Source organism: Streptomyces sp. NPDC008079 (assembly GCF_042957385.1).
GTDB lineage: Bacteria > Actinomycetota > Actinomycetes > Streptomycetales > Streptomycetaceae > Actinacidiphila.
On sequence record NZ_JBIBIC010000020.1, the window covers coordinates 17,806 to 44,415 of the forward strand.

Genomic DNA, 26,610 nt, shown 5'->3' on the forward strand with positions numbered 1-26,610 from the left:
AGTGTTCACCGGAATCGTCGAAGAACTGGGTGAGATCACCGGCGTCGAGGACCTGGGCGACGCCAGCCGCTTCCGGGTCCGCGGACCCGTCGTGACCGAAGGCGCCAAACACGGCGACTCCATCGCCGTCAACGGCGTCTGCCTGACCGTGGTCGACTTCGGCGAGGACGACTTCACCGCCGACGTGATGGCCGAGACGCTGAACCGCTCCAGCCTCGGCGCGCTCGGCCCCGGCTCGCGGGTCAACCTGGAGCGTCCGATGGCACTGGGCGGGCGGCTCGGCGGCCACCTCGTCCAGGGCCATGTGGACGGCACCGGCGAGGTCGTCGAGCGCAAGCCCGCCGAGCACTGGGAGATCGTCAAGATCTCGCTCCCCGACGACCTGTCCCGCTATGTGGTCGAGAAGGGCTCCATCACCGTCGACGGCATCAGCCTGACCGTGGTGGAGGCGGGCGCCGACTTCTTCACCGTCAGCCTCATCCCGACCACCCTCGCGCTGACCACGCTCGGCCTCAAGCAGCCCGGCGACCCGGTCAACCTCGAAGTGGACGTCATCGCCAAGTACGTCGAGCGGATGCTGGGCGAGCGCGCGGCCGTCACCGGGCAGGATCCGGAACCGGAGGCCGTGAAGTGAGCGCCCTGCACTGGCTGAACAGCGAGGCGTTCACCGCCTTCGACCAGCACGTGATGTGGTCGGACATGATCGGCAATCTGCTCGGTCTCGGCGCGCTGGCGCTGGGCTGGCGGCGCGCGATGCTCACCTGGCCGGTCCAACTGCTCTCCGGTGCCGTGCTGGTGGCCGCCTTCTGGGCCGCGCACCTCGGCGGCGGCGTCGGCAAGCAGTTCGTGGTGATCACCGTCGCCGTGTGGGGCTGGTACCAGTGGCGGCGCGGCCGGGACGGCAGCGGACGGCTCGCGGTCCGCTTCGCCACCTGGCGCGAGCGCGCGGTGCTCGTCGTCGCCACCGGGCTCGGCACCGTGGCCGTCGCCTCGCTCTTCCTCGCCTACCCGTCGCTGTCCTGGAACCCGTGGCCCGACGCGTACATCTTCGTCGGGACGCTGGCGGCGATGGTCGCCCAGGCCCGCGGCTGGGTCGAGTTCTGGTTCGCCTGGCTCGCGGTCGACGCCGTCGGCGTACCGCTCAACTTCCACAGCGGCCTGCCGTTCTCGGGTCTGGTCTACATCATCTACTTCTTCCTGGTGATCGTCGGGATGTACGCCTGGTGGCAGCAGACCAGGGCCGCCGCGGCCACCACCGCTTCCGACGCAGCCGCTTCCGACTCCACCTCGCAGAACACCGTTCCGGAGGGAGTGACGGCATGAACGCCGTGACCGCACTGCACAACGACTGGTACGAGGACGGTGACCTGGTGCTCGACCCGGTCGAACAGGCCATCGCCGACATCGCCGCGGGCCGCCCGGTCGTGGTGGTGGACGACGAGGACCGGGAGAACGAGGGCGACCTCGTCGTGGCCGCGCAGAAGGTCACGCCCGAGATCGTCGCCTTCATGATGACCGAGTGCCGCGGGCTGATCTGCGTACCGCTGGAGGCCCCCGACCTCGACCGGCTCGACCTGCCGCAGATGGTCGACGCCAACACCGAGTCGATGCGCACCGCCTTCACCGTCACGGTCGACGCGAGCGCCGAGCACGGCGTCACCACCGGCATCTCGGCCGCCGACCGGGCCGCCACGATACGGCTGCTGGCCGACCCCGCCTCGCGGGCCACCGACTTCGTCCGGCCGGGACACGTCTTCCCGCTGCGCGCCAGGCCCGGCGGCGTCCTGGTCCGCAACGGCCACACCGAGGCGGGCGTGGACCTGGCCCGGCTCGCCGGACTGCACCCGGCCGCCGCCATCGTGGAGATCGCCCGCGAGGACGGCACGATGGCCCGGCTGCCCGAACTGGTGCCCTTCGCCCGCAAGCACGGCCTGTCGATCATCTCCATCGAGGACCTGATCGCGTACCGCCGCTCGTCGGAGCCCACCGTCCGCCGCGAGGCCGAGACGACGCTGCCCACCGCCTTCGGCGACTTCCGTGCCTTCGGCTACCGCTCCACCACCGACGGCGTCGAGCACATCGCGCTGGTCGCGGGCGACATCGGCGACGGCACCGACGTCCTGGTCCGGGTGCACTCCGAGTGCCTGACCGGTGACGTCTTCGGCTCGCAGCGCTGCGACTGCGGCCCGCAGCTCCAGACCGCGCTGCACAAGGTCGCCGAGGAGGGCCGGGGCGTGGTGCTGTACCTGCGCGGCCACGAGGGCCGGGGCATCGGCCTGATGTCCAAGCTGCGCGCGTACGAACTCCAGGAGCGCGGCCGGGACACCCTGGACGCCAACCTCGAACTCGGCCTGCCCGCCGACGCCCGCGACTACGGCGCCGCCGCGCAGATCCTCACCGACCTCGGGGTCGGCTCGCTGCGGCTGATGACCAACAACCCCGCCAAGACCGGCGCGTTGGTCCGGCACGGCCTCGACGTCCTCGGCAGGGAACCCATGCCGGTCGCCGCCGGGGAGCACAATCTGCGCTATCTGCGGACCAAGCGGGACCGGATGGGTCACGACCTGCCGTGGCTCGACGCGGGCCAGAGCACCACCTGCGCCAACCAGTAGCCCGGCCGGGCCGGCGGGACCGCGCGTCCGAAGCGCGTCCCGAACGCGTCCCGACGACGTTCCGAGCACGTCCTGAGCATGTCCTGACCACATCCTGACCGCGTCCTGATACGGACGATTGCCATGAGACACCTGATGGCCTTGATACGGGCGATCAGCTTGATACAACCGGCACGACAGCACATCGAGCACCGAGGAGAGAAGTGAGCGGTAAGGGCGCCCCCGAGCTGACCGTGAAGAACTGCGGCGACCTGCGTGTGGCCGTGATCGCGGCGCAGTGGCACACCCAGGTGATGGACGGCCTGGTCGACGGGGCGATGCGCGCCCTGCACGACCTCGGCATCGACGAGCCGACGCTGCTGCGCGTGCCCGGCAGCTTCGAACTGCCCGTGGTCGCCAAGGTGCTGGCCGGCCGCGGCTACGACGCGATCGTGGCGCTCGGCGTCATCATCCGCGGCGGCACCCCGCACTTCGAGTACGTCTCCCACGGCGTCACCGCCGGGCTGACCCAGGTCGCCGTGGACAGCGGTGTGCCCGTCGGCTTCGGTGTCCTCACCTGCGACACCGAGGAGCAGGCGCTCGACCGCGCCGGACTGCCGGGCTCGAATGAGGACAAGGGGCACGAAGCGGTCACCGCGGCTGTCGCCACGGCCACCATCCTGCGCTCGGTCTCCGAACCCTGGCGCTGAGCAGGCGGCGGTTCCCCGTAGGCTAGGGCCCACCATGGCCAACAAGACATTCGAGCAGCTCTTCACCGAGTTGCGGCACAAGGCCGCCACCGGCGACCCCAGCACGTCCCGCACCGCCGAGCTGGTGGGCAAGGGCGTGCACGCGATCGGCAAGAAGGTGGTCGAAGAGGCCGCCGAGGTGTGGATGGCCGCCGAGTACGAGGGCGCCGACGCCACCGCCGAGGAAATCTCCCAACTGCTGTACCACGTTCAGGTGATGATGGTCGCCCGGGGTATCTCCCTCGACGACGTCTACGCCCATCTCTGAGCGCGTACGCGACCCGTACGCGCTCAGAGACAGCCGGCCACCACCCCTGCCACCCGTACCTCTCCACAGCCCTGCCCACGAGCCGAGACTCTCTTCAGAGAAGGAAACCGTCCTCATGCTGCGCATCGCCGTCCCCAACAAGGGCTCATTGTCCGGACCCGCGGCGGCCATGCTCCATGAGGCCGGTTACCGGCAGCGCAAGGAGTCCAAGGAGCTCGTGCTGGTCGACCGGGACAACGAGGTGGAGTTCTTCTACCTGCGCCCGCGCGACATCGCGATCTACGTCAGCACCGGCCGCCTCGACATCGGCATCACCGGCCGGGACCTGCTGCTGGACTCCGGCGCGGTCGCCGAGGAGATCCTCCAGCTCGGCTTCGCCCGCTCCACCTTCCGCTACGCCGCCGAGCCCGGCACCGCCGACACCGTCCAGGACCTCAACGGCAAGACGGTGGCGACCTCGTACGAGGTCGTCGTCGAGAAGCACCTCGCGGACAACGGCATCGAGGCGTCCGTCGTCCACCTCGACGGCGCCGTCGAGACCGCCATCCAGCTCGGTGTCGCGCACGCCATCGCCGACGTGGTGGAGACCGGCACCTCGCTGCGGAACGCCGGACTCGAAGCCTTCGGCGAACCCATCATGGAGTCCGAGGCCGTGGTGATCCGGCGCACCGGGGCCGACCCGGACGAGCCCAAGGTCCGGCAGTTCCTGCGCCGCCTCCAGGGCGTCCTGGTCGCCAGGCGCTACGTGATGATGGACTACGACATCCGCGTCGAGCAGGTCGAGAAGGCCGTCGCCCTCACCCCGGGCCTGGAGTCGCCGACCGTCTCCCCGCTGCACCACGAGGGCTGGGTCGCGGTCCGCGCCATGGTCCCGACCAGCGACGCCCAGCGGATCATGGACGAGCTGTACGACCTGGGCGCCCGCGCGATTCTGACCACCGGCATCCACGCCGCGCGGCTGTGACCGGCGCCGAGGACCGTACGCGGGCGGCGCTCGACGGGCTGCCGCGTACCTTCCGCCCCGTCGTCACCCGCGTGGTGCTGCTGTCCCTGGGCGCCGCGCTGGTGGTGGCGCTCACCGTCGTCGCGCTGATGATGCCGCACGACGGCGCCGGGCCCTGGAGCACCGGCGACCGGATCACCGTGATCATGATGGGCGTGCTGATCGCCGCGGTGCTCGCGCTGCTCAGCCGCCCCAAGGTGACCGTGACGGCCGACGGCGTGACCGTGGTGAATCTCACGGTGAAGCGGCGGCTGGCGTGGGCCGAGGTGGTGCGGGTCAATCTGCGGCCGGGCGACGCCTGGGTCCATCTCGACCTCGCCGACGGCACGACGCTGCCCGTGATGGGCATCCAGCCCGGTATCGCCAAGGAGCAGGCGCTGCACGACGCCAGGCTGCTGCGCTCGCTGGTGGAGACGCTGGGCGAGGCGCAGGGCACGACGTCCGCCGGCCACTGAGCGCGCGGCGGTGCGCGCCGCCCCACGCGTCCGCGGGCGCTCCGTCCACGGACCGGGCCGCGATCCGTCCGTGACCTTTCCGCGAACCCGTCCGCGAACCCGTCCGCGAACCCGTCCGTGAACCCGGCCCCCGCCGTCCTTCGCGGGCGCGGCACCAATGGCTACTCTGGGGGACGAACGGCGCCCACCGCGCTTGCCCCGCACCCCTGGAGCACCGCCCGCGGGGCCCCGACCAACCAAGGAGTGACACTCACACCCCGATGGACGAACCGTCCGGTAGTACCTGCGCCGCCCCTCCCTCCCGGGAATCCGGAGCGGCGGCCTCATGAGCACCTCACTGCTGCTGCTCGCGGCAGCCCTCGTCCTGATCCTTGCCAACGGCTTCTTCGTCGCCGCCGAATTCGGCCTGGTGACCGTGGAGCGCCCCGCGGCCGAACGCGCCGCCGCGGCCGGTGACCGCCGGGCCCGCAGTGTCGTGGCCGCCCTGCGCAAACTCTCCTTCCAGCTCTCCGGCACCCAGCTCGGCATCACCATCACCTCGCTGGTCGTCGGCATGCTGGCGGAACCCGCACTCGCCGACCTGCTGACCGGCCCGCTGACCTCGGCCGGCGTCCCGGACGGCGCCGCCCCCGGGGTCGCCGTCGTCGTCGGCATGATGGTCGCCTCCGCCGTCCAGATGGTGATCGGCGAACTCGTCCCCAAGAACTGGGCGGTCTCCCGCCCGCTGGCTGTCGCCCGTGTGGTGGCCGGACCGCAGCGCGCCTTCTCGCGGGTCTTCCGGCCCGTCATCGAGGTGCTGAACACCGCCGCCAACCGGCTGGTGCGGCTGGTCGGCGTCGAGCCCGCCGACGAGCTGGCGTCCGCCCGCACCCCCACGGAACTGGTCTCCCTGGCCCGGCACTCGGCGCTCGCCGGGACGCTGGAGCAGGACACCGCCGACCTCTTCGTGCGCACCCTGTCGCTCGGCGACCTCATCGCGGAGAACGTGATGACGCCCCGCGTCCGGGTCAGCGCGCTGGAGGACACCGCCACCGCCGCCGACGTGCTCAATCTGACCAGGGCCACCGGCCTGTCCCGCTTCCCGGTCTACCGGGAGCGGCTGGACGACATCATCGGCATGGTCCACCTCAAGGACGCCCTCGCCGTCCCCGCCGAGCGCCGCGACCGCGTCTCCGCGGGGACCATCGCGGTCGCCCCGCTGCTCGTCCCGGAGACCCTGCCGGGCCAGCAGCTCCTGGAGCTGCTGCGCAGCCAGCAGCCGATCGCCGTGGTCGTCGACGAGTACGGCGGCACCGCCGGGGTCGTCACGCTGGAGGACATCGTCGAGGAACTGGTCGGCGAGGTGCGCGACGAGCACGACGCCGCCGACCTGCCCGAACTGGCGCAGGTCCCGGCCGCCGAGGCCGACGGTCCCGCCTGGGACGCCGACGGAAGCTGCCGGATCGACACCCTGGCCAGAATCGGCCTGCTCGCCCCCGAGGGACCCTACGAGACGGTCGCCGGCCTCGTCGCCGACCTGCTCACCCGGATCCCCGAACCGGGCGACGAGGCCGAACTGCCCGGCTGGCGGCTGCTGGTCCGCGAGGTCACCCACCACCGGGCCGAACGCGTACGGATCGTGCGTACGGATCGCGTGGCGGGGGAGGCGACCTCGTGATGAGCGCTCTCCAACTCCTGTTCGCCGTCCTGCTGGTGCTCGGCAACGGCTTCTTCGTCGGCGCGGAATTCGCCCTGGTCTCGGTCCGCCGCAGCCAGATCGAACCGCTCGCCGCCGAACAGCGCAGGGCCCGTACCGTGCTGTACGGCCTCGAACACCTCCCGCAGATGATGGCCGCCGCCCAGTTCGGCATCACCGTCTGCTCGTTGACCCTCGGCGCGGTCGCGGAACCGACCGTCGCGCACCTGCTGGAACCGATCTTCGAGGCGGTGCGCGTCCCCGAGGACTTCGTGCACCCGATCGGATACGTCCTGGCGCTGGCCGTCGTGGTCTTCCTGCACCTGGTGATCGGCGAGATGGTGCCGAAGAACCTGGCGATGGCCGCGCCGGAGAAGACCGCGCTGTGGCTGAGCCCGGGTCTGGTCGGCTTCGCCAGGGTGTTCCGCCCGGTGATCTCGGTGCTCGGCACCTGCTCCCGGCTGATCCTGCGGGCCTTCGGCGTGGAGCCCAAGGACGAGGTCGACTCCGTGTTCACCAGCGCGCAGCTGACCGTGCTGGTCGAGGACGCCCGGCAGGCCGGGCTGCTCGACATCGACGAGCAGGAACGCCTGGAGGACGCGCTGGAGCTGGGCACCCGCCCGGTCACCGAAGTGCTGCTCACCCCGGCGGAGTTGATCACCCTCGACCCGGCCGCCACCCCGCGGCAGGTCGAGGAGTTGACGGTGCGCACCGGGTACTCGCGGTTCCCGATCGCGGGCGCGGGCGCGGACTTCCTCGGCTACCTCCACGTCAAGGACGTCCTCGACGTGGACGACCTCGACCGGCCCGTGCCGCAGCGGCTCTGGCGGCCGATCACCACCCTGCGGGCCGACCTGCCGCTGGACGACGCGCTCACCGCGATGCGGCGCGCCGCCTCGCACCTGGCCGCCGTCGCCGACGCCTCGGGGCGGGTCCTCGGCCTGGTCGCGCTGGAGGACGTCCTCGAAATGCTCGTCGGCGAGGTGAAGGACCCCGCCCACCGCGCGCCTTCCCCCGCCCGGGAGGTGCCCGTCCCGCACGCCGCGGAGGATTCCGGCGAACTGGTCCGGTAGGCAGTGCCCGGAAGGGGCGTGCGGAACCGCTGAACACGCGGTCCGCACGCCCCTTCCGGATCTCGTCCCCGCGGCCCGGCGCTACTCGACCGGGTCGGTCGGGGTCGCTCCGGGCCCGCGCCCGGAGAGGACTTCGCCGTACGCCTGCATGAGGTCGGGCAGGCGCAGGGTGGACAATTCGTCGCGGCTCGGTGAGGCCGGGTACTCGGACAGCCGCAGGTCCCGGTAGGCGCAGCTCTTCTCGTACAGGGTGCGCAGCAGCCGTCCGTTGCCCAACTCGTCGATCCAGCCCTGGTCCACCACGTGGCCCGCGATGGCCTTCAGCTCCTCCAGCGCCTCCTCGTCCCAGCGGTCGCCGTTCTCCGCGGCGAGGACTTCACCGATCCGGGTGAGTTCCAGCGGCCGGTAGCTGGGGAAGTCGACGCGGGTGGTGAAGCGGGAGCTGAGTCCGGGGTTGGCGGCCAGCAGCCGGTCCATCCCCTCGGGGTAACCCGCGAGGATGACCACGAGCCGGTCGCGGTTGTCCTCGGCGCGCTTGAGCAGCACCTGAAGCGCCTCGTCGCCGTACGCGTCGCCCTTGCTGTAGCCGGAGTTGGACAGCGCGTACGCCTCGTCCACGAAGAGCACGCCGCCGAGCGCGGAGTCGATCAGCTCATTGGCCTTCACCGCGGTCTGGCCGAGGAATTCGCCGACCAGATCGGAGCGTTGGGCCTCCACCAGGTGGTCGCCGCCGAGCAGTCCGAGCGCGTAGAAGACCCGGCCGAGGATGCGGGCGACGGTGGTCTTGCCGGTGCCGGAGGGCCCGGAGAAGACGAAGTGCCGTTTCGGCGGCTGCACCGGCAGGCCCTGCCCGGCCCGCAGCCGGGCCATCCGCAACTGCGCGGACAGCGCCTTGACCTGGCGCTTGACCGGCTCCAGACCGACCATCCTGTCCAGCTCCGCCAGCGCCTGGGTGAGCAGCACCGGGTCGGAGCCGCCCATCGGGACCTGCACCGGCAGCGACCCGCCGAGCGGGGCGGCGGACCGGTCGCGTACGTCGTCGTCCAGCGGGCCCGCGGACAGCAGCGACTCGTCGGGCTCCGGTCCCGGACCGCGGCCCTCGCCGGGGTCGGCCAGCAGCGCGGACTCCATGTCGGCGCCGCCCTCCGGCATCGCCTGCCCGGTCCCGGCCAGCGATACGGCCGCCAGCCCCACGCCCTCGTCGAGGCCGTCGTCGGTCTCGTGGATCGCGGCCAGCCGGGCGGAGGTGTCCATGAAGGCGGGGTCGACGCGGTGCACCGCCCGGTAGAGCGGCACGGCCGCCGCCGTACGCCCGGTGCCCTCGTACGCGCGGGCCAGCCAGTAGCGCAACTCCTTGCGCTGCGGCTGCTCGCTGCGGCAGCGCATCAAGGCGGCGGCCAGCAGCGGCTCGGCCTGGCCGCACATCTCCAGCCTGACCCTGGCCATGCCGCCGAACAGCCCGGCCTCGATGCCGAGTACGGGATCGCCCAGCAGCGGCTCGGTGTGCCGGACCAGCCGCTCCCAGTCCTTGACGAGATAGGCGCGGCAGGCGTGCAGGAAGCGGACCTGCGGGTCGGTGTCGACCGGCGGGCAGTCCGCCAGGGCCCGGTCCAGCTCGGCGACATGGCGGCCGTCCAGCCAGTGCGAGGCGTGCGCCAGCAGCAGGTCGCGGCTGGTCTCCAGCACCGGCTGCACCCACCAGCCCAGCCAGTACCAGGAGTTGAGGGTCCTGCGGTGGGCGGCTCGCTGCTCGCCGAAGCGGTCGCGGTGCCGGTACATCTGGAGCAGCGCGGTGGCGGTGTCGGCGCGCAGCGCGTGCAGCCCGAGCCAGGCGTCCGCCATGCCGGGGTCGATCCGGACCGCGGTCCTGAACTCCTCCTCGGCCTGGACGTAGGCGCCCATCGTGTACGCGTCGACGCCGCGCAGCCAGGCGAGATCGGCCGGGGCGCCCGGACGCTCGGTGCCGAAGTCCATCAAGTCCCCACCAATCGTTCCCCCGCGCCGCACTGTCGCCCGCTGTCCCAACCCGTGCGCACCGGGCGGGAGTTGGGACAGGCGACAGTCCACCCCCGGCTGCCGGTCCGCCCTTTTCGCATCGTACCCGCGATGTCCCGCGGGCCGTAGGGTGCCGTGACCTGCGGGACAGCGGGAATCCGCGCGAGCGCGGGGAACTCGGCCCCGACGTACGGCCGTCGGGCGGTGACCGTGAGTGAGAAAAACCGGCTCTCGACGGGCCGATTCCGGCCCGGAGACAGGGCAGAGCCCCCGGTCACGGGGGAACAACCGGGGGCTCCGCGTCTTGTCAACGGCCGTCTCCGGCCGCTTGTTGAAAACGTAAGTGCTGGATACCCGGCCGGTCAAGCGGTGTTGACGGACGTGTGCCCGGCGGCGGGGGAGTGGCGGCGGGCTGCCGCCGAGCCGTCACTCCCGGTGATCGCGGGCGGGGTTCGGGACGGCCCGGCAGCCGTCGGCGTCGTCGGTCTGGCGCACCAGAAGGTCGGCGAAGGGGCGGGACGGATCGGTGGCGAAATGCGCGTCCTCCGCGCGAGTCCAGCCGGTCCAAAAATGCGCCAGTTCCGGTCCGTCGCGCAGCAGTCCGCGCTGCCGCGCGGTCGCCGGGGGCACCTCCAGCCACAGCAGCAACGCCAGATACGGGCGCAGCGCTTGCCGCCCGCTGCCGACGCCGTCCAGCAGCACGACCGGCGCGGCCGGGATCTCCCGCTCGCCCGCGAAACGGCGCGCCGTCCAGTCGTACACCTGGTGCCGGGCGGCCCTTCCCTCGCTCAGTGGCGTCAGCACCTGTTCGACCAGGCGGCCGGTCCACTCGAACGGCTCCTCGTGCGTGGCCAGGTCGTCCAGATGGACGACGGGCGCGCAGCCCAGCTCCGCCGCCAGCCGCCCGGCCAGCGTGCTCTTGCCCGAGCCCGCGTGCCCGTCCACGGCGATCAGCCGCGTCCGCCCGCAGGACGGCTCCGCCCCGTCGAGCAGCCGCCCCAGCTCCCGTACCGTCAGTCCGTTCACCCCCCGACCTTACGGCGGGCCCCGCCCGGCGGCCCGCGCGCCGTCGCGTGTCCGGGGGCTCGGGGCCGCTGACCCGCCACCGCTGCACGCGCCGCCGGGGGCGCCCCGGTACGGTGCGAAGGTGACCCACTCCGAGAGCGGCGGCGCAGCCGCATCCGTGCTGTACACCTCCGAGCGCCTGGCGAGGGCGCGTGCCGAGGCCGAAACGGCGGGCGTCCAGGCCCTGCTGGTGGCGCCCGGCGCGGACCTGCGCTACCTCACCGGGTATCAGGCGCTGCCGCTGGAGCGGCTGACGTGCCTGGTGGTGCCGGTGGAGGGCGAGCCCTTCCTGGTGGTGCCGCGGCTGGAGAAGCCCGCCGCGCAGGCGTCGCCCGCCGGCGGGCTCGGCATCGAGATCGTCGGCTTCGACGAGACCGACGACGCGTACGCGCTCATCGCCCGGCGGCTGCCCGCCGCGGTGGCCCGCTTCGCCGTCGACAACCACATGTGGGCGGAGAAGCTGCTCGCCTTCCGGGCCGCGCTCCCGGACGCCGAGGCCGTCCTCGCCGGTGACGTGCTGGCGGAGCTGCGGATGCGCAAGACCCCGGCGGAGATCGCGGCGCTGCGCCGCGCGGGCGCGGCGATCGACCGGGTGCACCGCAGGATCGGCGAGTGGCTGGTGCCCGGCCGCACCGAGCGCGAGGTCGCCAAGGACATCGCGGACGCCATCATCGAGGCGGGCCACGAGCGGGTCGACTTCGTGATCGTCGGCTCGGGGCCGAACGGCGCGAGCCCGCACCACGAGGTGTCCGACCGGGTGATCAGGGCGGGCGACCCGGTGGTGATCGACATCGGCGGCACGACCGCGGAGGGCTACTGCTCGGACTCCACCCGCACCTACGCCGTGGGAGAGCCGCCCGCCGCCTTCCGTGAGCTGTACGACGTGCTGCTGCGCGCCCAGACCGCGCAGACCGCGGCGGTACGGCCCGGTGTCACCGCGGAGGAACTGGACGCCGTCGGCCGGGACATCATCACCGACGCGGGCTACGGCGAGCACTTCATCCACCGCACCGGACACGGCATCGGCCTGGACACCCACGAGGAGCCGTACATCGTGGCGGGCAGCAAACGCCCCCTAGAGCCGGGAATGGCGTTCTCCGTGGAACCGGGCATCTATCTTCCCGACACCTTCGGCGCCCGCATCGAGGATATTGCCGTCTGTACGGAAAGCGGTGGCGAGCGGCTCAATCTGACAGGGCGTGACCTGGTGGTTCTTCCCTGTTGAGCGCCAGTGGTCCAGTCCAATATTGTTCCCGGCGCGCGGCCGGAAACCCTGGTGGAAACGGCCGGTGAACGACGATAGTTGGGGCCACCTGTCATGCACTCGTAGGAGCGGGCAGGAATTCCCGATCACATCGAGGGGAACACCGCCATGACCAGACCCGCGCCCCGGCGTGCCGTACTGACCGCCGCGCTCGCGGCGGCCGCGGCCACCGCGACCGCGTCCGCGCAGTCCGCCTCCGCCGCCCCGGCCACCGCCTCCGGCGCGGCCGTTCCCGACGCCGCGCGACACCAGGCAGGCGGCGGCACGCCCGACGCCGCCCCCGTCGACTACCACGGCTGGACCTCGCTGCCCGACTGGCTGTTCGGCACCCACCGCGGCACGCTGCCGCTGCCGGGCCGCCGGCCCGGCGTGGTCATCGGCCGCGCCACCGGCACGCTCGACTACACCGACCCGCACACCGGCACCACCGCGACGTGGGAGTCGGCCACCTGGACCTCGCCGGTCCGCCGGGTGCCGCACCCCGCGAGCGAGCTGATCGCGTCCTGGAACGCACACACCCCCGCGGGCACCTGGATCCAGATCGAACTGCTCGGCACCTACACCGACGGCACCGCGACCCCGGCGTACGTCATGGGCCGGTGGACCGCGGGCGACGGCCCCGAGGACATCCGCCGCACCTCGGTGGACGACCAGACCGACGGCAAGAGCAGCATCTGGACCGACACCTTCTCCATCGACGACACCACCGCCGGGCCACTGCTGGCCTCGTACCGGCTGCGGCTGACGCTCTTCCGCAAGCCCGGCAGCCGCGCCACGCCCACCGTGTGGCGGCTCGGCGCGATGGCGTCCAACATCCCGGACCGCTTCACCGTCCCGGCGTCGGTGCCGGGCGTGGCCAAGGGCGTCGAACTCCCGGTGCCGCGCTACTCGCAGAACATCCACAAGGGCGAGTACCCGGAGTACGACAACGGCGGCGAGGCCTGGTGCAGCCCGACCTCCTCGACGATGGTCATCGAGTACTGGGGCCGCGGCCCCACGGCCGCCGACCTGGCCTGGGTGAACCCCGCCTACGCCGACCCCCAGGTCGACCAGGGCGCGCGCTACACGTACGACTACCAGTACGAGGGCTGCGGCAACTGGCCCTTCAACGCGGCCTACGCGGCCACGTACAAGGACCTCCAGGGCGTCATCACCCGGCTGCGCTCGCTCGACGACATCGAGCGGCTGATCAAGGCCGGTATCCCCGTCATCACCTCGCAGTCCTTCCTCGCCACCGAACTGGACGGCGCGGGATACGGCACCTCGGGCCACCTGATGTGCATCGCGGGCTTCACCGCGGACGGCGACGTCGTCGCCAACGACCCGGCCAGTTCCAGTGACGACGCGGTGCGCAACATCTACAAGCGCGCCCAGTTCGAGACCATCTGGCTGAGGACCAAGCGGATCAACGCCACCGGCGGCGTCAGCGGCGGCACCGGCGGTGTCGCCTACGTCTACTTCCCGGCGCAGCCGAGCCCCGGCCAGCGCCGCGCGCTGGCGGCGGTCGGCATCGTCTGACATCCGTCCGTCCGGTCGTCTCCGGTCGTCTGTCCGACCGACCGACCGACCGGCCGACCGGCCGTTTCCGGCCCGGCCCCGCTCCTCGTACGCGAGGGGCGGGGCCGGGTGCGTGCGGGGTGCGTGCGGGGGTGGACAGGCCGTCGCACGTGGGGAATTGGACTCGAAGTGGTAGAGACCAATTCGTGGTTTAGTCCAAAGGTCTGGACCAACTATTGACGGGTTCGCGTCACCGCAGGATTCTGTCTGCCACGTTCCCCCACAGGAGGCTAGACGTGAACCGTCTCAAAGCAATCGGCTCGGGCGTGGCCGCCGTCGCCCTGGCCGTGGCCGGGCTCGGTACCGTTGCCGCTCTCGGCCCAAGTCAGGCCAGCGGAGCCACGGTCTCGACGAACGCCCTGACCAACAACTGGTACGCCGCCGCCCCGTATCTGATGCCCAACGACAACAACCCGCCGAGCGCGACCGCCATCATGGACGCGACCGGCCTGAAGGCGTTCCAGCTCGCCTTCATCCTTGCCCCCAACGGCGGTGGGTGCAGCCCCACATGGGACGGGACCAGTGCGGTGTCCTCCGACACCGCGGTGGCGAACGTGATCTCCGCGATCCGGGCCAAGGGCGGAGACGTGTCCGTCTCCATCGGCGGCTACGGCGGCACCAAGCTCGGCCAGGCGTGTTCCGACGCCGCGTCCACGGCCGCCGCGTACCAGCAGGTCATCACCAAGTACCAGCTCAAGGCGATGGACTTCGACCTGGAGGAGCCGGAGTACGAGAACACCGCGGCCGTGGCGCGCGAGATCGGCGCGGCCAAGATCCTCCAGCAGAACAACCCCGGCCTGTTCATCTCGGTGACCACGGCGGGCACCGCGGCGGGCACCGGCTGGTTCGGCCAGCAGATGCTCAACGAGGCCAAGTCGCAGGGCTTCACCCCCAACAACTTCTCGATCATGCCCTTCGACGGCGGCTTCAACGGGGCGGCGTCGCAGACCAGCGCGCTCACCGCCTTCAACGGCCTGCTGAAGACCACCTTCGGCTGGGACACCGCCACCGCGTACGCCCACGAGGGCTTCTCCGGCATGAACGGCCGCAGCGACACCGGCGAGTTCTTCTACCAGGCCGACTTCCAGACCGTGCTGGACTACGCGACCAGCCACGGCATGGGCCGCTTCACCTTCTGGTCGCTCAACCGCGACCGCCAGTGCAGCCCGCCGGACAACAACGGCAGCACCTCGGGCACGTGCAGCAGCGTGGCGCAGAACTCCTGGGACTTCGCCAAGTACTCGGTGAAGTTCGCGGGCGCCACGCCTCCCACCAACCCGCCCACGACGCCGCCGACCACACCGCCGACCACCCCGCCCGGCGGCGGCACCTGCACGGTCGCCCAGTGGGCCGCCTCCGCCGTCTACGTCGGCGGCAACGAGGTGGCGCACAACGGGCACAAGTGGAAGGCCAAGTGGTGGACCACCAACGAGGAGCCCGGCACCACCGGTGAGTGGGGAGTGTGGCAGGACGAGGGCACCTGCTGACCGGCCGCCGACCGCGACCGTCCGACGTTCCGGGGCGGCGACCGCACAGGCCGCCGAACCGCTGTCGGTCGAACTGGTCTGAACTGGTCTGATGCTGTCCGAAAATCTATCGCGGGTCCGCGGCCGTCACCGGCAGCGGACCCGCGCTGGTGTGTGCGCGAGTCCGCATCTGCGCGTTTTCGCATATGCACATGCTGGTGGTTGTTGACCAAAAACGGACCCTGGATCTCCGGTCGCGTGTTTCACTCCGAACACGTGATCAGTAGCCTCACAGGGTAGACAGGTGCGCGCCCGTCGGCCGAACCACCGTGTGCGACGCGCCCGTTGAGCCCGATGACCTGGAGACAGCAACCGTGACCGACCGTCCTTCCTGGGCCCCGCAGGGCATCGACCTGACGGTGCCCAGCGTGTCCCGGATCTACGACTACTTCCTCGGTGGCTCGCACAACTTCGAGGTGGACCGGGAGGCGGCGCGGCTGGCCATGCGGGCCATGCCGGGGGCGCCCAAGATCGGCCAGGCCAACCGGGCGGTCATGCACCGCGCCGTGCGCTTCGCGATGGACCGCGGCATCGACCAGTTCCTCGACATCGGCTCCGGCATCCCCACCTTCGGCAATGTGCACGAGGTGGTGCAGCGGGCCAACCCCGACGCCCACGTGGTGTACGTCGACAACGACCCGGTCGCCGTCGCCCACAGCCGCGCCGTCCTGGAGGGCAACGACAAGGCGACCATCGCCGCCGCCGACCTCCGCGACCCCGGCTCGGTCCTGGACAACCCCGAGACCAAGCGGCTGCTGGACTTCGACCGCCCCATGGGCCTGCTGCTCGTCGCCGTCCTGCACTTCCTGTCCGACGCCGACCATCCCAACGAGGTCGTCGCCGCGCTGCGCGACGCGCTGGCCCCCGGCAGCGTCCTGGTCGTCACCCACGCCACCCTCCAGTTCGGCCCCGTCCCCTCCGGACAGCGCGGCGTCCAGGCCGTCTACCAGCGCACCGCCACCCCGCTGATCATGCGCACCAAAGAAGAGGTGGAACGCTTCTTCGACGGCTTCGAACTCGTCGAGCCCGGCGTCGTCCCGCTGCCGCACTGGCGCCCCGAGGCCCCGCTCAGCGACGACGACGACCCCGCCGTACTCCACGGTCTCGCCGGTGTGGGGCTGAAAGCGTGACCGCGCTCCCGGCCGCGGCCGGAAACGAGGGCGCGCACGCGCCCGGCGCACGCCCCGGCGACAATCTGCGCAGATTCGCCGCCATTTGGGCACGCGCCATCTACCCGGTGACGGTCACCTCGATGACCCGCGCCGAGTTCGAGGACCACCTGGTGCCGCTCACCCGTGTGCTGAGCGACACCCTCAGGGGCCGCCCGTTCGACCCCCGCCCGGCCGCCGAGGTCGGCACCGCCCTGGTCGCCGCGCACTGCACCGACCCCGAGGCGCTGCCCAGCATCCTCGGCGTCATCGACGCCTACCTCGTCCTGTACTGCCCGCCGGGCCCCGGCCTCGACACCGACGACTGCCGGGCCCGCTGCTCACGCCTCCAGCACGCGGTCGCCGTCGGCTTCTCGCGGGCCCTGCGCGAACGCACCCTGCGCGAGCAGGAGTCCATCATCCGCGCCGCCCTGGACGCTCAGCGCGACGCCGAAGGCGCCCTGGCCGCCAGCGAGGCCCGCTTCCGCGCCGTCTTCGAGGGCGCCGCCCTCGGCATCGGCATCGCCGACCTCGACGGGGAAGTCCTCGAGGTCAACGACGCGATGACCCGGATGTTCGGCAGCGAATCCCTGACCATGCGCCGCAATGTCACCGAGTGGGTCCACAAGGACGACGGCACCGGCACCGGCACCCGCCGGCTCAACGGCGAACTGGTACGCGGCGAACGCGACACGTACGACGTCGAGCGCGCCTACCAGCGGGTCGACGGCACCATCTTGTGGGCCAACGTCCGGGCGTCCCTGCTGCGCGACGCCACCGGCCGCCCGCAGTACCAGCTCGCGCTCGTCGAGGACGTCACGGAACGGCGCGGACTGCTGCGCCGACTGCGCCACCAGGCGACCCACGACGCGCTCACCGGACTGCCCAACCGCGCCCTGTTCTTCGAACGCCTCGACGCCGCGCTCGACGCCGACCCCGCCAACGGCACCAGCCGGATCGGCGTCTGCTACCTCGACCTCGACGGGTTCAAGGCCGTCAACGACAGCCTCGGCCACGCGGTGGGCGACCAGCTCCTCGTCGCCGTCGCCGAACGCCTCCAGTCCTGCGTCACCTCGCCCGACCAGCTCGTCGCCAGGATCGGCGGCGACGAATTCGTCGCCCTCTACACCGACCCGCCGAGCCTCGCCGCCGTCACCGCGCTCGCCGAACGCATCCTGGACGCGCTGTCCGCCCCCGTCCTGCTCGACGGCCGCGAACTGCCCGTCCACGGCAGCATCGGCATCGTCCACGGCCCCGTCGAGTCCCGGATCGCCGCCGATGTCCTGCGCAGCGCCGACATCACGATGTACCGCGCCAAGGAACAGGGCGGCAACCGGTACGAGGTCGCCGACCCGGTCGCCGACGCCCGCGCCATCACCCGGCACGGCCTGACCAACCAGCTCCCGAGCGCCCTGGAACACGACGAGTTCTTCATCGAGTACCAGCCCCTCGTCGGCCTCGACGACGGCGCCGTGCACGGCGCCGAAGCGCTGGTGCGCTGGTGCCACCCCACCCACGGCATACTCGGGCCCGACCAGTTCATCCCGCTCGCCGAGAGCACGGGACACATCGTCGGGCTCGGCCGCTGGGTCCTGGAGCGGGCCGCCCGCCAGGCGTACGCCTGGCAGAGCGAGCACATCGGCGGCGGTCCGCCGCCACGGGTGAACGTCAACCTCTCACCGATCCAGCTGCACCACCCCGAGCTGGTCCAGGAGGTCTCCCGCGTCCTGGAGGACACCGGCCTCGACCCCGCCTCGCTCTGCCTTGAGGTCACAGAGAGCGCTCTGATCGGCGCCGACGAGGACACCCTCAAGCCCCTGCGGCAGATAGTCGACCTCGGCGTCTCCATCGCCCTCGACGACTTCGGCACCGGCTACTCCAACCTGTCCTCCCTGCGCTGGCTCCCCGTCAGCGTCCTCAAGCTCGACCGCTCCTTCACCCGCGGCATGCGCGGCCACGCCGCCGACCCCGTCGACCTCAAGATCGTCGGCGGCATCGTCTCCCTCGCCCACGCCCTCAACCTGACCGTCACCGTCGAAGGCGTCGAGACCCGCACCCAGGCCGACCATCTGCGCGCCCTCGGCTGCGACACCGGCCAGGGCTGGTACTACGCCCGCCCCGGACCGCCGGAACGGCTCCACACCCTGTCGCTGGCCGACGCCAGCTAGCCGCCCGGGCCGCCGTCACGGCTCCGCCGACGGGCGGGGCCGTGAGAAACGACGCACTTGAGTGCGTCGGGCGGGCGTCGGGGCGGAGCCGCGCGGCCCACGTGGTGGAATCAGGCGGTACGCGAGCCCGTGGTCCGTCCGAGGAGAGCCCCCTGAACACCGCCGCCGCGGAGACGATCTCCGCCCTCGCTCTCCTGCTGGTCCTCGGCTTCGCCGTTCTGCGCCCGCGCGGCTGGCCCGAGGCGGTGGCCGCGGTGCCCGCCGCGGGACTGCTCATCGGCATCGGGGCGGTGACGCCGTCCGCCGCCTGGCACGAGACCAGGGAACTGCTGCCGGTCGTCGGCTTCCTGGCGGCCGTGCTCGTCCTGGCGGAACTGTGCGCCGACGACGGTCTGTTCACAGCGGCGGGCGACGCGGTCGCGCGGGCCTGCCGGGGCGAGCCCAAACGGCTGCTGGCCGGGGTGTTCGTCGTGGCCGCGCTGGTCACGGCGGTGCTCAGCCTGGACGCGACCGTCGTCCTGCTCACCCCGGTGATCATCGCGACGGCCGCGCGGGCGGGCGCCAAGGCGCGCCCGCACCTGTACGCGACCGCGCACCTGGCCAACTCCGCCTCCCTGCTCCTGCCGGTCTCCAACCTCACCAATCTGCTGGCCTTCACGGCCGCCGGCGTGTCCTTCACCCGCTTCGCGCTCCTGATGACCCTGCCGTGGCTGCTGTCCGTCGGCATCGAATACGCCGTCTTCCGCCGCTACTTCGCCGCCGACCTCGCCGTCCGCGAGCACCCGCCGGAGCAGGGCGAGCCGCCGGCCGTACCGGTGTTCACGCTGGTCGTCCTCGGCCTGACCCTGGCCGGCTTCGCGGTCACCTCGCTCGGCGGCCTCAACCCCGCCTGGGCGGCGCTCGCGGGCGCGCTGGTCCTGGGCGTACGGGCGCTGCGCCGCCGCCGGGCGACGGTCCGCGGCCTGGTCGCGGCGGCCGGGCCGCTGTTCTGCCTGTTCGTGCTCGCCCTCGGCGTCGTGGTGAAGGCCGTGGTCGACAACGGGCTGTCCGACGCCGCCGACCGGGTGCTGCCGCACGGCAGCGGCCTGCTCGCGCTGCTCGGGACCGCCGCGTTCGCCGCCGTCCTGGCCAATTTGATCAACAACCTGCCCGCCGTGCTCGCACTGCTCCCGCTGGCCGCCGCGGGCGGTCCCGGCCCGGTGCTCGCCGTGCTCATCGGCGTCAACCTCGGCCCCAACCTCACCTACGCGGGCTCGCTCGCCACCCTGCTGTGGCGGCGCGTGCTGCGCGACCACGGCACCGACTCCGACCTGCGCACCTTCACCCGGCTCGGGCTGCTCACGGTGCCGCCGACGCTCATCGCCTCCACGGTCGCGCTCTGGGCGGGCCTGCGGCTCACCGGAACCTGACCGGCGCCTTCCCCGTCAGCTCCGCTTGGTGAGCGTGCTCGGGGCGCCCTCGGCCTGCGGCCCCGCCTCGATCCGCAGGGTGCGCGCGTCCGTCATGGAGACGGAGTACTCATGCCCTGTCAGACAGGTCAGCGACGAGTCGGGGTCCGTGGGCTCGGCGGCGGTGACCCGCAAGGTCATGGTGTTCCCCCGGACCTGCGCCAGCGACAGCGCCTCCGTACAGCCCCGCTCCGCCCCCGTGCCCGCCTCGGGGATGTTGCTGACGTCCTGGCCGACGGCCTCGCCGCGCGCCCCCGCGTGCAGGGTGAGCGTGACGGTGAACCGGTCGCTGCGCGGCTGGCCGCCGCTGCCGCTCGGATTGCCGGGCCCCGTACCGACCCAGGTGCCGACCCACGAGGCGGGCAGCGCGTCGGCGGGCGCGGAGGTGTGGGTGCTCGTGCTCGGGCCGGGATTCCCGTTGTTGTTGTCGCCGGAGCCGCGCTGCTGGTCGAGGATCACGCCGACCACCACGCACAGGGCCAGCACGCCCGCGACGACCAGTCCGACGCGGGCACCGCGGCCCATCCCCGGCGCGCGGCGCGCGGCACCCCACGGTGCGGGCTGAGGCCCCGAGTACGGCCCGGTGGGCCGGACGGGGCCCGGCAGGGGCGACGGCGTACGCGGCGGCGCGTACGCGGCGTGCGGGGGAGCGGGTGTCTGGCCTCCGGAGCCGGGGCCGCGGCCGGGCGCGGTCAGCGGCGCCGTGGGGGAGTAGGGCGACGGCCCCACGGCGGCCGTCGGGTCCGCCAGCAGCGTGCGGACCCGCGCTTCACGGCCGCGCAGCTCGTCGGTGAGGCCGGGCGGCGGGACCTCGTGCCACACGCCCGTACGGTGCCCCGCCTCCCGCAGCAGCGCCAGCGCCTCCTCGGCGGTCGGCCGGTCGGCCGGTTCCTTGGCGAGGCACGCGTGGACCAGCGGCGCCACCGCGTCGGGCAGCCCAGTGAGGTCGCCGTCCTCATGCACGATCCGGTACATCAGCGCGGGCGTCGACGGCTCCTCGCCCGGCCGGTTGAACGGGCCGTGCCCGGTCCCCGCGTAGACCAGTACGGCCGCCAGCGCGAACAGGTCGCCGGGCTCGGCGGACGCGCCCGCGGTCGCCTGCTCGGGCGCCATGTAGCCGGGGGAGCCGATCACCCCGCCGGTCCTGGTGTGCCGGGAGTCCTCCGCGGCCCGCGCGATGCCGAAGTCGATCAGCAGCGGCCGGTCAGGGCCGAGCAGTACGTTCGACGGCTTCACGTCGCGGTGCGCGAGACCCACCGCGTGCACCGACCGCAGCGCCTCGCAGAGTTCGGCGGCCAGCGACGCCAGGGCCGGTTCCGGCAGCGGGCCGTGCGCCGAGACCCACTCGGCCAGTGAGGGCGCCGCCACGTACTCGGTCGCCAGCCACGGGGGGCGGGTGCCGGGCGGGCTGTAGTCCACCACCGCCACCGTCCACGGCGAACGCACCCGGTCCGCGTGGCGGATCTCCCGCGCGAACCGCTCCCCGAAGCCGGGGTCGAGTCCGAACTCGGACCGTACGGTCTTCAGCGCCAGTGCCCTCCCGGCGGGGGTGCGCGCCAGATAGACCTGTCCCATGCCGCCCGCGCCGAGCCGCGCGAACAGCGGGTATCCGCCGACTGTGCGCGGATCCGTGGCGTCCAAGCTCTCCATGGGCAGCAGCGTAGGGCCGCTTGCGGCCCTGGGGGAGCGTGATCGTACTCATCCGCGTCCGTCGCCGTACTCACCTGTCACTCCAGTCGTGTCTTGCTTCTTTTCCTTCCCGCCCGCCCACCCGTGCGGGTGCTTTCTCCGTCTGCGGGTGCCGCTTGTGCCTGGTCGGTGCCGGTCCGGGGCACCTCCTCGAAATGCGGCTACCTGGTCTCCTGTATCCGGCGCCGTCCCTGTCACCGCATTTCTGCGGGGGCACCCCGGCCCGTCCCCTCCCGGTACGTCGGCGTCCGCCTGTCCGGTGGGGGTGGCCGGGAGGGGGTGGGTGGGCTCGGGTACGTCGGCGTCCGACGGTCCGCCTGGGGCGGATGGGACGGGGTGGGTGGGGGCTCGGCCCCCTGCGCGACCGACCGTCCAGCCGGGGCGGACGAGAAGGGGTGGGTGGGCTCGGGTATGTCGGCGTCCGCCTGTCCGTGGGGGGGCCGGGGTGGGTGTCCAAGATTGTGAGGGTGCCCCGGGTGTCTTCCGCCCTGAGGGCGCTCTCCGTCGATTCCACGGTGGAGGAACGGCCGGGCGCCGTCGCCGGTCTTTGGGACTTTCCTTAGCCACAGTGGACCGTCGGACGCCGATGTGCCCGAGCCCATCCATCCCCCTCCCGCCTACGCGGGCGGGTCGGGGGGCGCAGGGGCCGAGCCCCCACCCACCCCCATTCCCCGGCAACCCCCACCGGCAGGCGGACGCCGACGGGCGAGGAGGGGACGGGGCGGGGTGCCCCCGCAGAAATACGTTGACGGCCGGGTGCCGGATTCGCGAAGGCCAGGTGGTACGGATTTCGAGGAGGTGCCCCGGCCCGGCACCGACCAGGCACAAGCGGCACCCGCAGACGAAGAAAACACCCGCACGGGTGGGCGGGCGGGAAAGACACGACACACTCGCGCCCGTGACGTGGCGCGTCCGATCAGGCATACTCCAACGCGCCAGAACCGCTGATCACCGCGTGCCGCGACCCGGCAGGGGACCATCGGTTCATGGGCACTGCCCACCGACGGCGCCGCCACACCCAGGGCGTGCCGCCGACGCCCCCGACAGGGAGGAGCGTGCCGCGATGTCGCAGCACGGCCCGCAGCCGGTTGTCCGCCACCTGCCCACCGAGGAGGCGCGGGATCTGCTCGCGCTCACCCGGGACCTGGCCCAGCGGGAGATCGCGCCCGCAGCCGCCGCGGAGGAGGACGCGGGCCACTTCCCGCGTGAGACCTTCGTGCTGATCGGGGAGACCGGACTGCTCGGCCTGCCGTACGCGGAGGAGCACGGCGGCGGGGGCCAGCCGTACGAGGTCTACCTCCAGGTGCTGGAGGAACTGGCCGCGGCCCGCCTCACCATCGGCCTCGGCGTCAGCGTCCACACCCTCGCCTGCCACGCGCTCGCGCACTTCGGCGCCAAGGAACAGCGCGCCGAGCACCTGCCCGCCATGCTCGGCGGCAGCCTCCTCGGCGCCTACTGCCTCTCCGAGCCCGCCGCGGGCTCCGACGCGGCCAGCCTGAGGACGCGCGCCGTACGTACCGGCGGCGGCGCGGACGGGGGCGGCGCGGACGGCGACGCCGGGAACTGGACGATCGACGGCACCAAGGCGTGGATCACCCACGGCGGGGTCGCCGACTTCTACACCGTCCTGGCCCGCAGCGGCGGCGACGGCGCGCGCGGCATCTCCGCGTATCTGGTGCCGGGCGACGCGCCGGGCCTGAGCGCCGCCGCGCCCGAGCGGAAGATGGGTATGAAGGGCTCGCCCACCGCGCAGGTGCACTTCGACGGCGTGACCGTCCCCGACAGCCGCCGCATCGGCGAGGAGGGCCAGGGGTTCGCCATCGCGCTGGCCGCGCTGGACGCCGGGCGGCTCGGCATCGCCGCCTGCGCCGTCGGCCTCGCCCAGGCCGCGCTGGACGCCGGGCTCGCGTACGTCAAGGAGCGGCGCCAATTCGCCCGGCCCCTGGCCGACTTCCAGGGGCTGCGCTTCATGATCGCCGACATGGCCACCAAGATCGAGGCGGGCCGCGCCCTGTACCTGGCCGCGGCCAGGACCCGCGACGCCGGTCTCGACTTCTCCCGGCAGGCCGCCATGGCCAAGCTCTTCTGCACCGACGCGGCGATGCAGGTGACGACGGACGCCGTCCAGCTCCTGGGCGGCTACGGCTACACGGCCGACTTCCCCGTGGAGCGGTACATGCGCGAGGCCAAGGTGCTGCAGATCGTCGAGGGCACCAACCAGATCCAGCGCATGGTGATCGCCCGCCACGTGGCGGGCCCCGAGTCGCGGAGCTGAGCGGTCGCCCGGCGGCGGGCGGTACCCCGGCGCCCCGGTCGGGGCGCCGGATCAGGCCGCGCGGGGCGCCGGTACCCGGAAGGGGCGCGAGCCGGGGCCGCCCACGTGCGAGAAGGGCTGGGTGCGCCAGTCCAGGGTGTCGGGCAGGACCAGGAGGGTGCCGAGGTCGAGGTCGTGGACCTCGCCGGGCAGGGAGCCGACGAGGGGGCGGGCCTCCTCGACGGGGCGGCCCGAGCCGGAGCAGACGGTGAGGCCGAAGGGGTTCCACGGCGTGGGGCACAGGGCGTGCTCCGGAAGCCGGTCCTCGTCGGCGAAGACCGCGATCGGCCGCGCGCACTCCGGGCAGTCCACCCGGACCAGGTCGAGATCGTCCTCGAACGAGTCATCCGTGTCGTCGGCGTCCGGCAGTCCCGGCAGCAGCGCGAGCGCGAATTCGCGTTCGTGCCCCTCCTCGGGCGCCGGCTGGGTCCGCTCACTGCGGTTGTGGCGCACATGGTTACGCATATTCGCGTCTCCCCCATCGGACGGATGTGCCCTCCATCGGGCCGGCCCGGCGTCAATCCCGCGGCCATAGCGAGCACTTCCCGCCGCGCTACGCGGGTAATCACGCCATCGACCTCATAGGGATGCATGGGGTGTGGCCTTCGTCACATCCCGCCTTTTGCCCGGTCCATGCGCCCTCACCATGCCTCCGCGCACCCCTCGTGCCCCCGCGCGGCATCTTGCGGGAGTGCCGGATAAGGTGCGAGCGGGCGTGGCCGGGCAGGGCCCCGCCGACCGGTGGAAGCGGCTCGGCAGAATGCGTGGCGACGTGATGCGTGACGGGTGGCGGCGTAATGCGTGACGGTGGGATGCGGACCAACTGGGCCGGGAACATCACCTTCTCGGCGGAACGGGTGCACCGCCCGGAGTCGACCGGCGCCCTGCGCTCCCTGGTCGCCGCGAGCCGCCGCGTGCGGGTGCTGGGCAGCGGCCACTCCTTCAACGACATCGCCGACACCGACGGCGCCCTCGTCGAACTCTCCGGCCTGCCACCGGAGATCGACATCGACACGGTCGCGGCCACCGTCCGCGTCGCCGCGGGCGTCCGCTACGCCGAACTCGCCCAGCGGCTGCACGAGTCCGGCTTCGCGCTGCCCAACATGGCGTCGCTGCCGCACATTTCGGTGGCGGGCAGCGTCGCCACCGGCACCCACGGCTCCGGCAACGCCAACGGCGGCCTCGGCACCTCGGTCAGCGCCCTCGAACTCGTCACCGCGGACGGCGAAGTCACCGTGCTGAGCCGCGACAAGGACGGCGACCGCTTCGACGGCGCCGTGGTCTCGCTCGGCGCGCTCGGCGCCGTCACCGCCCTCACCCTCGACCTGGTCCCCGACTTCGCCCTCCGCCAGCACGTCTTCACCGGGCTCGAACTGGCCGACCTGGACGGGCACTTCGACGCGATCACCGGGGCCGCGTACAGCGTCAGCATGTTCACCGACTGGCGCGCGCCGCGCTTCGGGCAGGTCTGGCTCAAGCAGCTCGACGACGCGCCCGCGCCCGAATTCCCCTGGGCCGCGCCCGCCACCGGGCCGATGCACCCCGTCCCCGGCGCCGACCCGGTGAACTGCACCGCGCAGCAGGGCGTGGCCGGACCCTGGCACGAGCGACTGCCGCACTTCAGGCCGGGATTCACCCCCAGCAGCGGCGCCGAGTTGCAGTCCGAATACCTGCTGCCCCGCGAACACGCCCTGCCCGCGCTCCACGCCCTCGCCGCGCTCGGCGCCGACATCGCGCCGCTGCTCCAGATCTGCGAAGTGCGGACCGTCGCCGCCGACCGGCTCTGGCTCAGCCCCGCCTACGGGCACGACTGCGTCGCCTTCCACTTCACCTGGGTGCCGGACACCGCCGCCGTCCTCCCCGTCCTCGCCCGCCTCGAACAGCGCCTCGCGCCGTACGCGCCGCGCCCGCACTGGGGCAAGGTCTACGTCGCCGACCCCGCCGAGGTCAGGTCCCGCTACCCCCGTATGGCGGACTTCCGGGCGCTGGCCGCCGAGCTGGATCCGGGCCGCACCTTCAGCAACGCCCACCTGGACCGGCTGCTGCCCGCGTGAGCGCGACGGCGACACCCGGCGCGGGATGTGACCGAACCGTGCACATGCATACGTAACGCGGCGCTGTGCCTATGGGTAAGGTCATCCGCTATGGAGGAGTTGGACCGGCACATCGTGGAACTTCTCGTCGCCGACGGGCGCATGAGCTACACCGACCTGGGCAAGGCCACCGGCCTGTCCACCTCGGCGGTGCACCAGCGCGTGCGCAGGCTCGAACAGCGCGGGGTGATCCGCGGCTACGCGGCCATCGTCGACCCCGAGGCGGTCGGCCTGTCCCTGACGGCCTTCATCTCCGTCAAACCGTTCGACCCCAGCGCCCCCGACGACATCGCGGACCGCCTCGCCGAGGTCCCCGAGATCGAGGCATGCCACAGCGTCGCGGGCGACGAGAACTACATCCTCAAGGTGCGGGTCTCCGCCCCCATCGAGCTGGAACACCTCCTGACCCGGATCCGCACCCTCGCGGGCGTCTCCACCCGCACCACGGTCGTCCTGTCCACGGCGTACGAGGCCAGGCCGCCGCGCGTCTGAGCCGTGTGTCCGGCCGCCGCGGACCCGCCGTCACGGG

General features: G+C 72.5%; 22 protein-coding genes. 18 read left to right on the forward strand and 4 right to left on the reverse strand.

Going from position 1 to position 26,610, the window contains the following annotated elements; all coding sequences use genetic code 11:
• Position 1: 1 nt before the first annotated feature.
• The 9 genes from ACFZAM_RS30630 (at position 2) to ACFZAM_RS30670 (ending at position 7,814) form a co-directional block, all read left to right on the forward strand.
• Complete coding sequence (locus ACFZAM_RS30630) at positions 2 to 634, forward strand: riboflavin synthase (RefSeq protein ID WP_355347085.1); 633 nt, start codon at positions 2 to 4, stop codon at positions 632 to 634.
• The gene (locus ACFZAM_RS30635; RefSeq protein WP_188279813.1) at positions 631 to 1,323 is read left to right on the forward strand and encodes a nicotinamide riboside transporter PnuC; all 693 of its coding nucleotides are present in this window, start codon (positions 631 to 633) and stop codon (positions 1,321 to 1,323) included. The genes ACFZAM_RS30630 and ACFZAM_RS30635 overlap by 4 nt, the downstream gene beginning before the upstream one ends.
• A complete protein-coding gene (locus ACFZAM_RS30640; protein ID WP_391050610.1) occupies positions 1,320 to 2,612 on the forward strand; it encodes a bifunctional 3,4-dihydroxy-2-butanone-4-phosphate synthase/GTP cyclohydrolase II in 1,293 nt (430 codons plus the stop codon). Before ACFZAM_RS30635 ends, ACFZAM_RS30640 begins: the two co-directional genes overlap by 4 nt.
• Positions 2,613 to 2,815: 203 nt before the next feature.
• Positions 2,816 to 3,301: a 6,7-dimethyl-8-ribityllumazine synthase gene (gene ribH / locus ACFZAM_RS30645; RefSeq protein WP_188279812.1), complete on the forward strand. Its 486-nt coding sequence runs from the start codon at positions 2,816 to 2,818 to the stop codon at positions 3,299 to 3,301.
• A gap of 34 nt (positions 3,302 to 3,335) precedes the next feature.
• Positions 3,336 to 3,608 carry a phosphoribosyl-ATP diphosphatase gene (locus ACFZAM_RS30650; protein ID WP_188279811.1) on the forward strand — a complete coding sequence of 91 codons (273 nt, stop codon included), beginning with the start codon at positions 3,336 to 3,338 and terminating at the stop codon, positions 3,606 to 3,608.
• Positions 3,609 to 3,723: 115 nt separating this feature from the next.
• Positions 3,724 to 4,572, forward strand: coding sequence for an ATP phosphoribosyltransferase (hisG, locus tag ACFZAM_RS30655; protein ID WP_355347093.1), 849 nt, complete (start codon positions 3,724 to 3,726; stop codon positions 4,570 to 4,572).
• On the forward strand, positions 4,569 to 5,066 hold the full coding sequence (locus ACFZAM_RS30660; RefSeq protein WP_355347096.1) for a PH domain-containing protein: 498 nt from the start codon (positions 4,569 to 4,571) through the stop codon (positions 5,064 to 5,066). The genes hisG and ACFZAM_RS30660 overlap by 4 nt, the downstream gene beginning before the upstream one ends.
• A gap of 325 nt (positions 5,067 to 5,391) precedes the next feature.
• A complete protein-coding gene (locus ACFZAM_RS30665; protein WP_391050613.1) occupies positions 5,392 to 6,723 on the forward strand; it encodes a CNNM domain-containing protein in 1,332 nt (443 codons plus the stop codon).
• Positions 6,723 to 7,814 carry a hemolysin family protein gene (locus ACFZAM_RS30670; RefSeq protein WP_355347102.1) on the forward strand — a complete coding sequence of 364 codons (1,092 nt, stop codon included), beginning with the start codon at positions 6,723 to 6,725 and terminating at the stop codon, positions 7,812 to 7,814. The genes ACFZAM_RS30665 and ACFZAM_RS30670 overlap by 1 nt, the downstream gene beginning before the upstream one ends.
• Before the next feature lie 81 nt (positions 7,815 to 7,895).
• Here ACFZAM_RS30670 and ACFZAM_RS30675 read toward each other — a convergent pair whose 3' ends face one another.
• Positions 7,896 to 9,788: an AAA family ATPase gene (locus tag ACFZAM_RS30675; RefSeq protein WP_391050616.1), complete on the reverse strand. Its 1,893-nt coding sequence runs from the start codon at positions 9,786 to 9,788 to the stop codon at positions 7,896 to 7,898.
• 447 nt (positions 9,789 to 10,235) lie between these two features.
• Complete coding sequence (locus ACFZAM_RS30680; protein WP_391050618.1) at positions 10,236 to 10,835, reverse strand: uridine kinase; 600 nt, start codon at positions 10,833 to 10,835, stop codon at positions 10,236 to 10,238.
• Between the two features lie 121 nt (positions 10,836 to 10,956).
• Between ACFZAM_RS30680 and ACFZAM_RS30685 the strand changes: the two genes are divergently transcribed.
• From ACFZAM_RS30685 to ACFZAM_RS30710, 6 genes are all read left to right on the forward strand, one after another.
• Entirely contained in the window at positions 10,957 to 12,099 is a 1,143-nt protein-coding gene (locus ACFZAM_RS30685) for a Xaa-Pro peptidase family protein (protein ID WP_355347111.1), read from the forward strand.
• Between the two features lie 147 nt (positions 12,100 to 12,246).
• Positions 12,247 to 13,656 (forward strand): C39 family peptidase, encoded by a 1,410-nt coding sequence (locus tag ACFZAM_RS30690; RefSeq protein ID WP_391050620.1) that lies wholly within the window; start codon positions 12,247 to 12,249, stop codon positions 13,654 to 13,656.
• 275 nt (positions 13,657 to 13,931) lie between these two features.
• Positions 13,932 to 15,182, forward strand: coding sequence for a carbohydrate-binding protein (locus ACFZAM_RS30695; protein ID WP_355347117.1), 1,251 nt, complete (start codon positions 13,932 to 13,934; stop codon positions 15,180 to 15,182).
• A gap of 353 nt (positions 15,183 to 15,535) precedes the next feature.
• Entirely contained in the window at positions 15,536 to 16,351 is an 816-nt protein-coding gene (locus ACFZAM_RS30700) for an SAM-dependent methyltransferase (protein ID WP_391050623.1), read from the forward strand.
• Complete coding sequence (locus tag ACFZAM_RS30705) at positions 16,348 to 18,537, forward strand: EAL domain-containing protein (RefSeq protein WP_391050625.1); 2,190 nt, start codon at positions 16,348 to 16,350, stop codon at positions 18,535 to 18,537. Before ACFZAM_RS30700 ends, ACFZAM_RS30705 begins: the two co-directional genes overlap by 4 nt.
• A 152-nt stretch (positions 18,538 to 18,689) precedes the next feature.
• Positions 18,690 to 19,946: an SLC13 family permease gene (locus ACFZAM_RS30710; RefSeq protein ID WP_391050743.1), complete on the forward strand. Its 1,257-nt coding sequence runs from the start codon at positions 18,690 to 18,692 to the stop codon at positions 19,944 to 19,946.
• A 15-nt stretch (positions 19,947 to 19,961) separates the two neighbouring features.
• On the opposite strand, the gene ACFZAM_RS30715 is transcribed toward ACFZAM_RS30710, so the two are convergent.
• Positions 19,962 to 21,635 (reverse strand): protein kinase, encoded by a 1,674-nt coding sequence (locus ACFZAM_RS30715; protein ID WP_391050627.1) that lies wholly within the window; start codon positions 21,633 to 21,635, stop codon positions 19,962 to 19,964.
• A 1,102-nt stretch (positions 21,636 to 22,737) separates the two neighbouring features.
• Between ACFZAM_RS30715 and ACFZAM_RS30720 the strand changes: the two genes are divergently transcribed.
• A complete protein-coding gene (locus ACFZAM_RS30720) occupies positions 22,738 to 23,949 on the forward strand; it encodes an acyl-CoA dehydrogenase family protein (protein ID WP_391050629.1) in 1,212 nt (403 codons plus the stop codon).
• 51 nt (positions 23,950 to 24,000) lie between these two features.
• Here ACFZAM_RS30720 and ACFZAM_RS30725 read toward each other — a convergent pair whose 3' ends face one another.
• Positions 24,001 to 24,453: a hypothetical protein gene (locus ACFZAM_RS30725; RefSeq protein WP_355347133.1), complete on the reverse strand. Its 453-nt coding sequence runs from the start codon at positions 24,451 to 24,453 to the stop codon at positions 24,001 to 24,003.
• 332 nt (positions 24,454 to 24,785) lie between these two features.
• Between ACFZAM_RS30725 and ACFZAM_RS30730 the strand changes: the two genes are divergently transcribed.
• Both ACFZAM_RS30730 and ACFZAM_RS30735 read left to right on the forward strand, forming a co-directional pair.
• Entirely contained in the window at positions 24,786 to 26,042 is a 1,257-nt protein-coding gene (locus ACFZAM_RS30730; protein ID WP_391050631.1) for an FAD-binding protein, read from the forward strand.
• A 90-nt stretch (positions 26,043 to 26,132) separates the two neighbouring features.
• Positions 26,133 to 26,573 (forward strand): Lrp/AsnC family transcriptional regulator, encoded by a 441-nt coding sequence (locus tag ACFZAM_RS30735; protein ID WP_355347139.1) that lies wholly within the window; start codon positions 26,133 to 26,135, stop codon positions 26,571 to 26,573.
• Positions 26,574 to 26,610 lie beyond the last annotated feature (37 nt).

Bases quoted from the DNA above. Each gene is read 5' to 3' on its own strand.
- ACFZAM_RS30725 (WP_355347133.1), bottom strand. From the start codon at position 24,453: ATGCGTAACCATGTGCGCCACAACCGCAGTGAGCGGACCCAGCCGGCG.
- ACFZAM_RS30665 (WP_391050613.1), top strand. From the start codon at position 5,392: ATGAGCACCTCACTGCTGCTGCTCGCGGCAGCCCTCGTCCTGATCCTT.
- ACFZAM_RS30675 (WP_391050616.1), bottom strand. From the start codon at position 9,788: ATGGACTTCGGCACCGAGCGTCCGGGCGCCCCGGCCGATCTCGCCTGG.
- ACFZAM_RS30650 (WP_188279811.1), top strand. From the start codon at position 3,336: ATGGCCAACAAGACATTCGAGCAGCTCTTCACCGAGTTGCGGCACAAG.
- ACFZAM_RS30735 (WP_355347139.1), top strand. From the start codon at position 26,133: ATGGAGGAGTTGGACCGGCACATCGTGGAACTTCTCGTCGCCGACGGG.
- ACFZAM_RS30690 (WP_391050620.1), top strand. From the start codon at position 12,247: ATGACCAGACCCGCGCCCCGGCGTGCCGTACTGACCGCCGCGCTCGCG.
- hisG (WP_355347093.1), top strand. From the start codon at position 3,724: ATGCTGCGCATCGCCGTCCCCAACAAGGGCTCATTGTCCGGACCCGCG.
- ACFZAM_RS30715 (WP_391050627.1), bottom strand. From the start codon at position 21,635: ATGGAGAGCTTGGACGCCACGGATCCGCGCACAGTCGGCGGATACCCG.
- ACFZAM_RS30720 (WP_391050629.1), top strand. From the start codon at position 22,738: ATGTCGCAGCACGGCCCGCAGCCGGTTGTCCGCCACCTGCCCACCGAG.
- ACFZAM_RS30640 (WP_391050610.1), top strand. From the start codon at position 1,320: ATGAACGCCGTGACCGCACTGCACAACGACTGGTACGAGGACGGTGAC.
- ACFZAM_RS30670 (WP_355347102.1), top strand. From the start codon at position 6,723: ATGAGCGCTCTCCAACTCCTGTTCGCCGTCCTGCTGGTGCTCGGCAAC.
- ACFZAM_RS30730 (WP_391050631.1), top strand. From the start codon at position 24,786: ATGCGTGACGGTGGGATGCGGACCAACTGGGCCGGGAACATCACCTTC.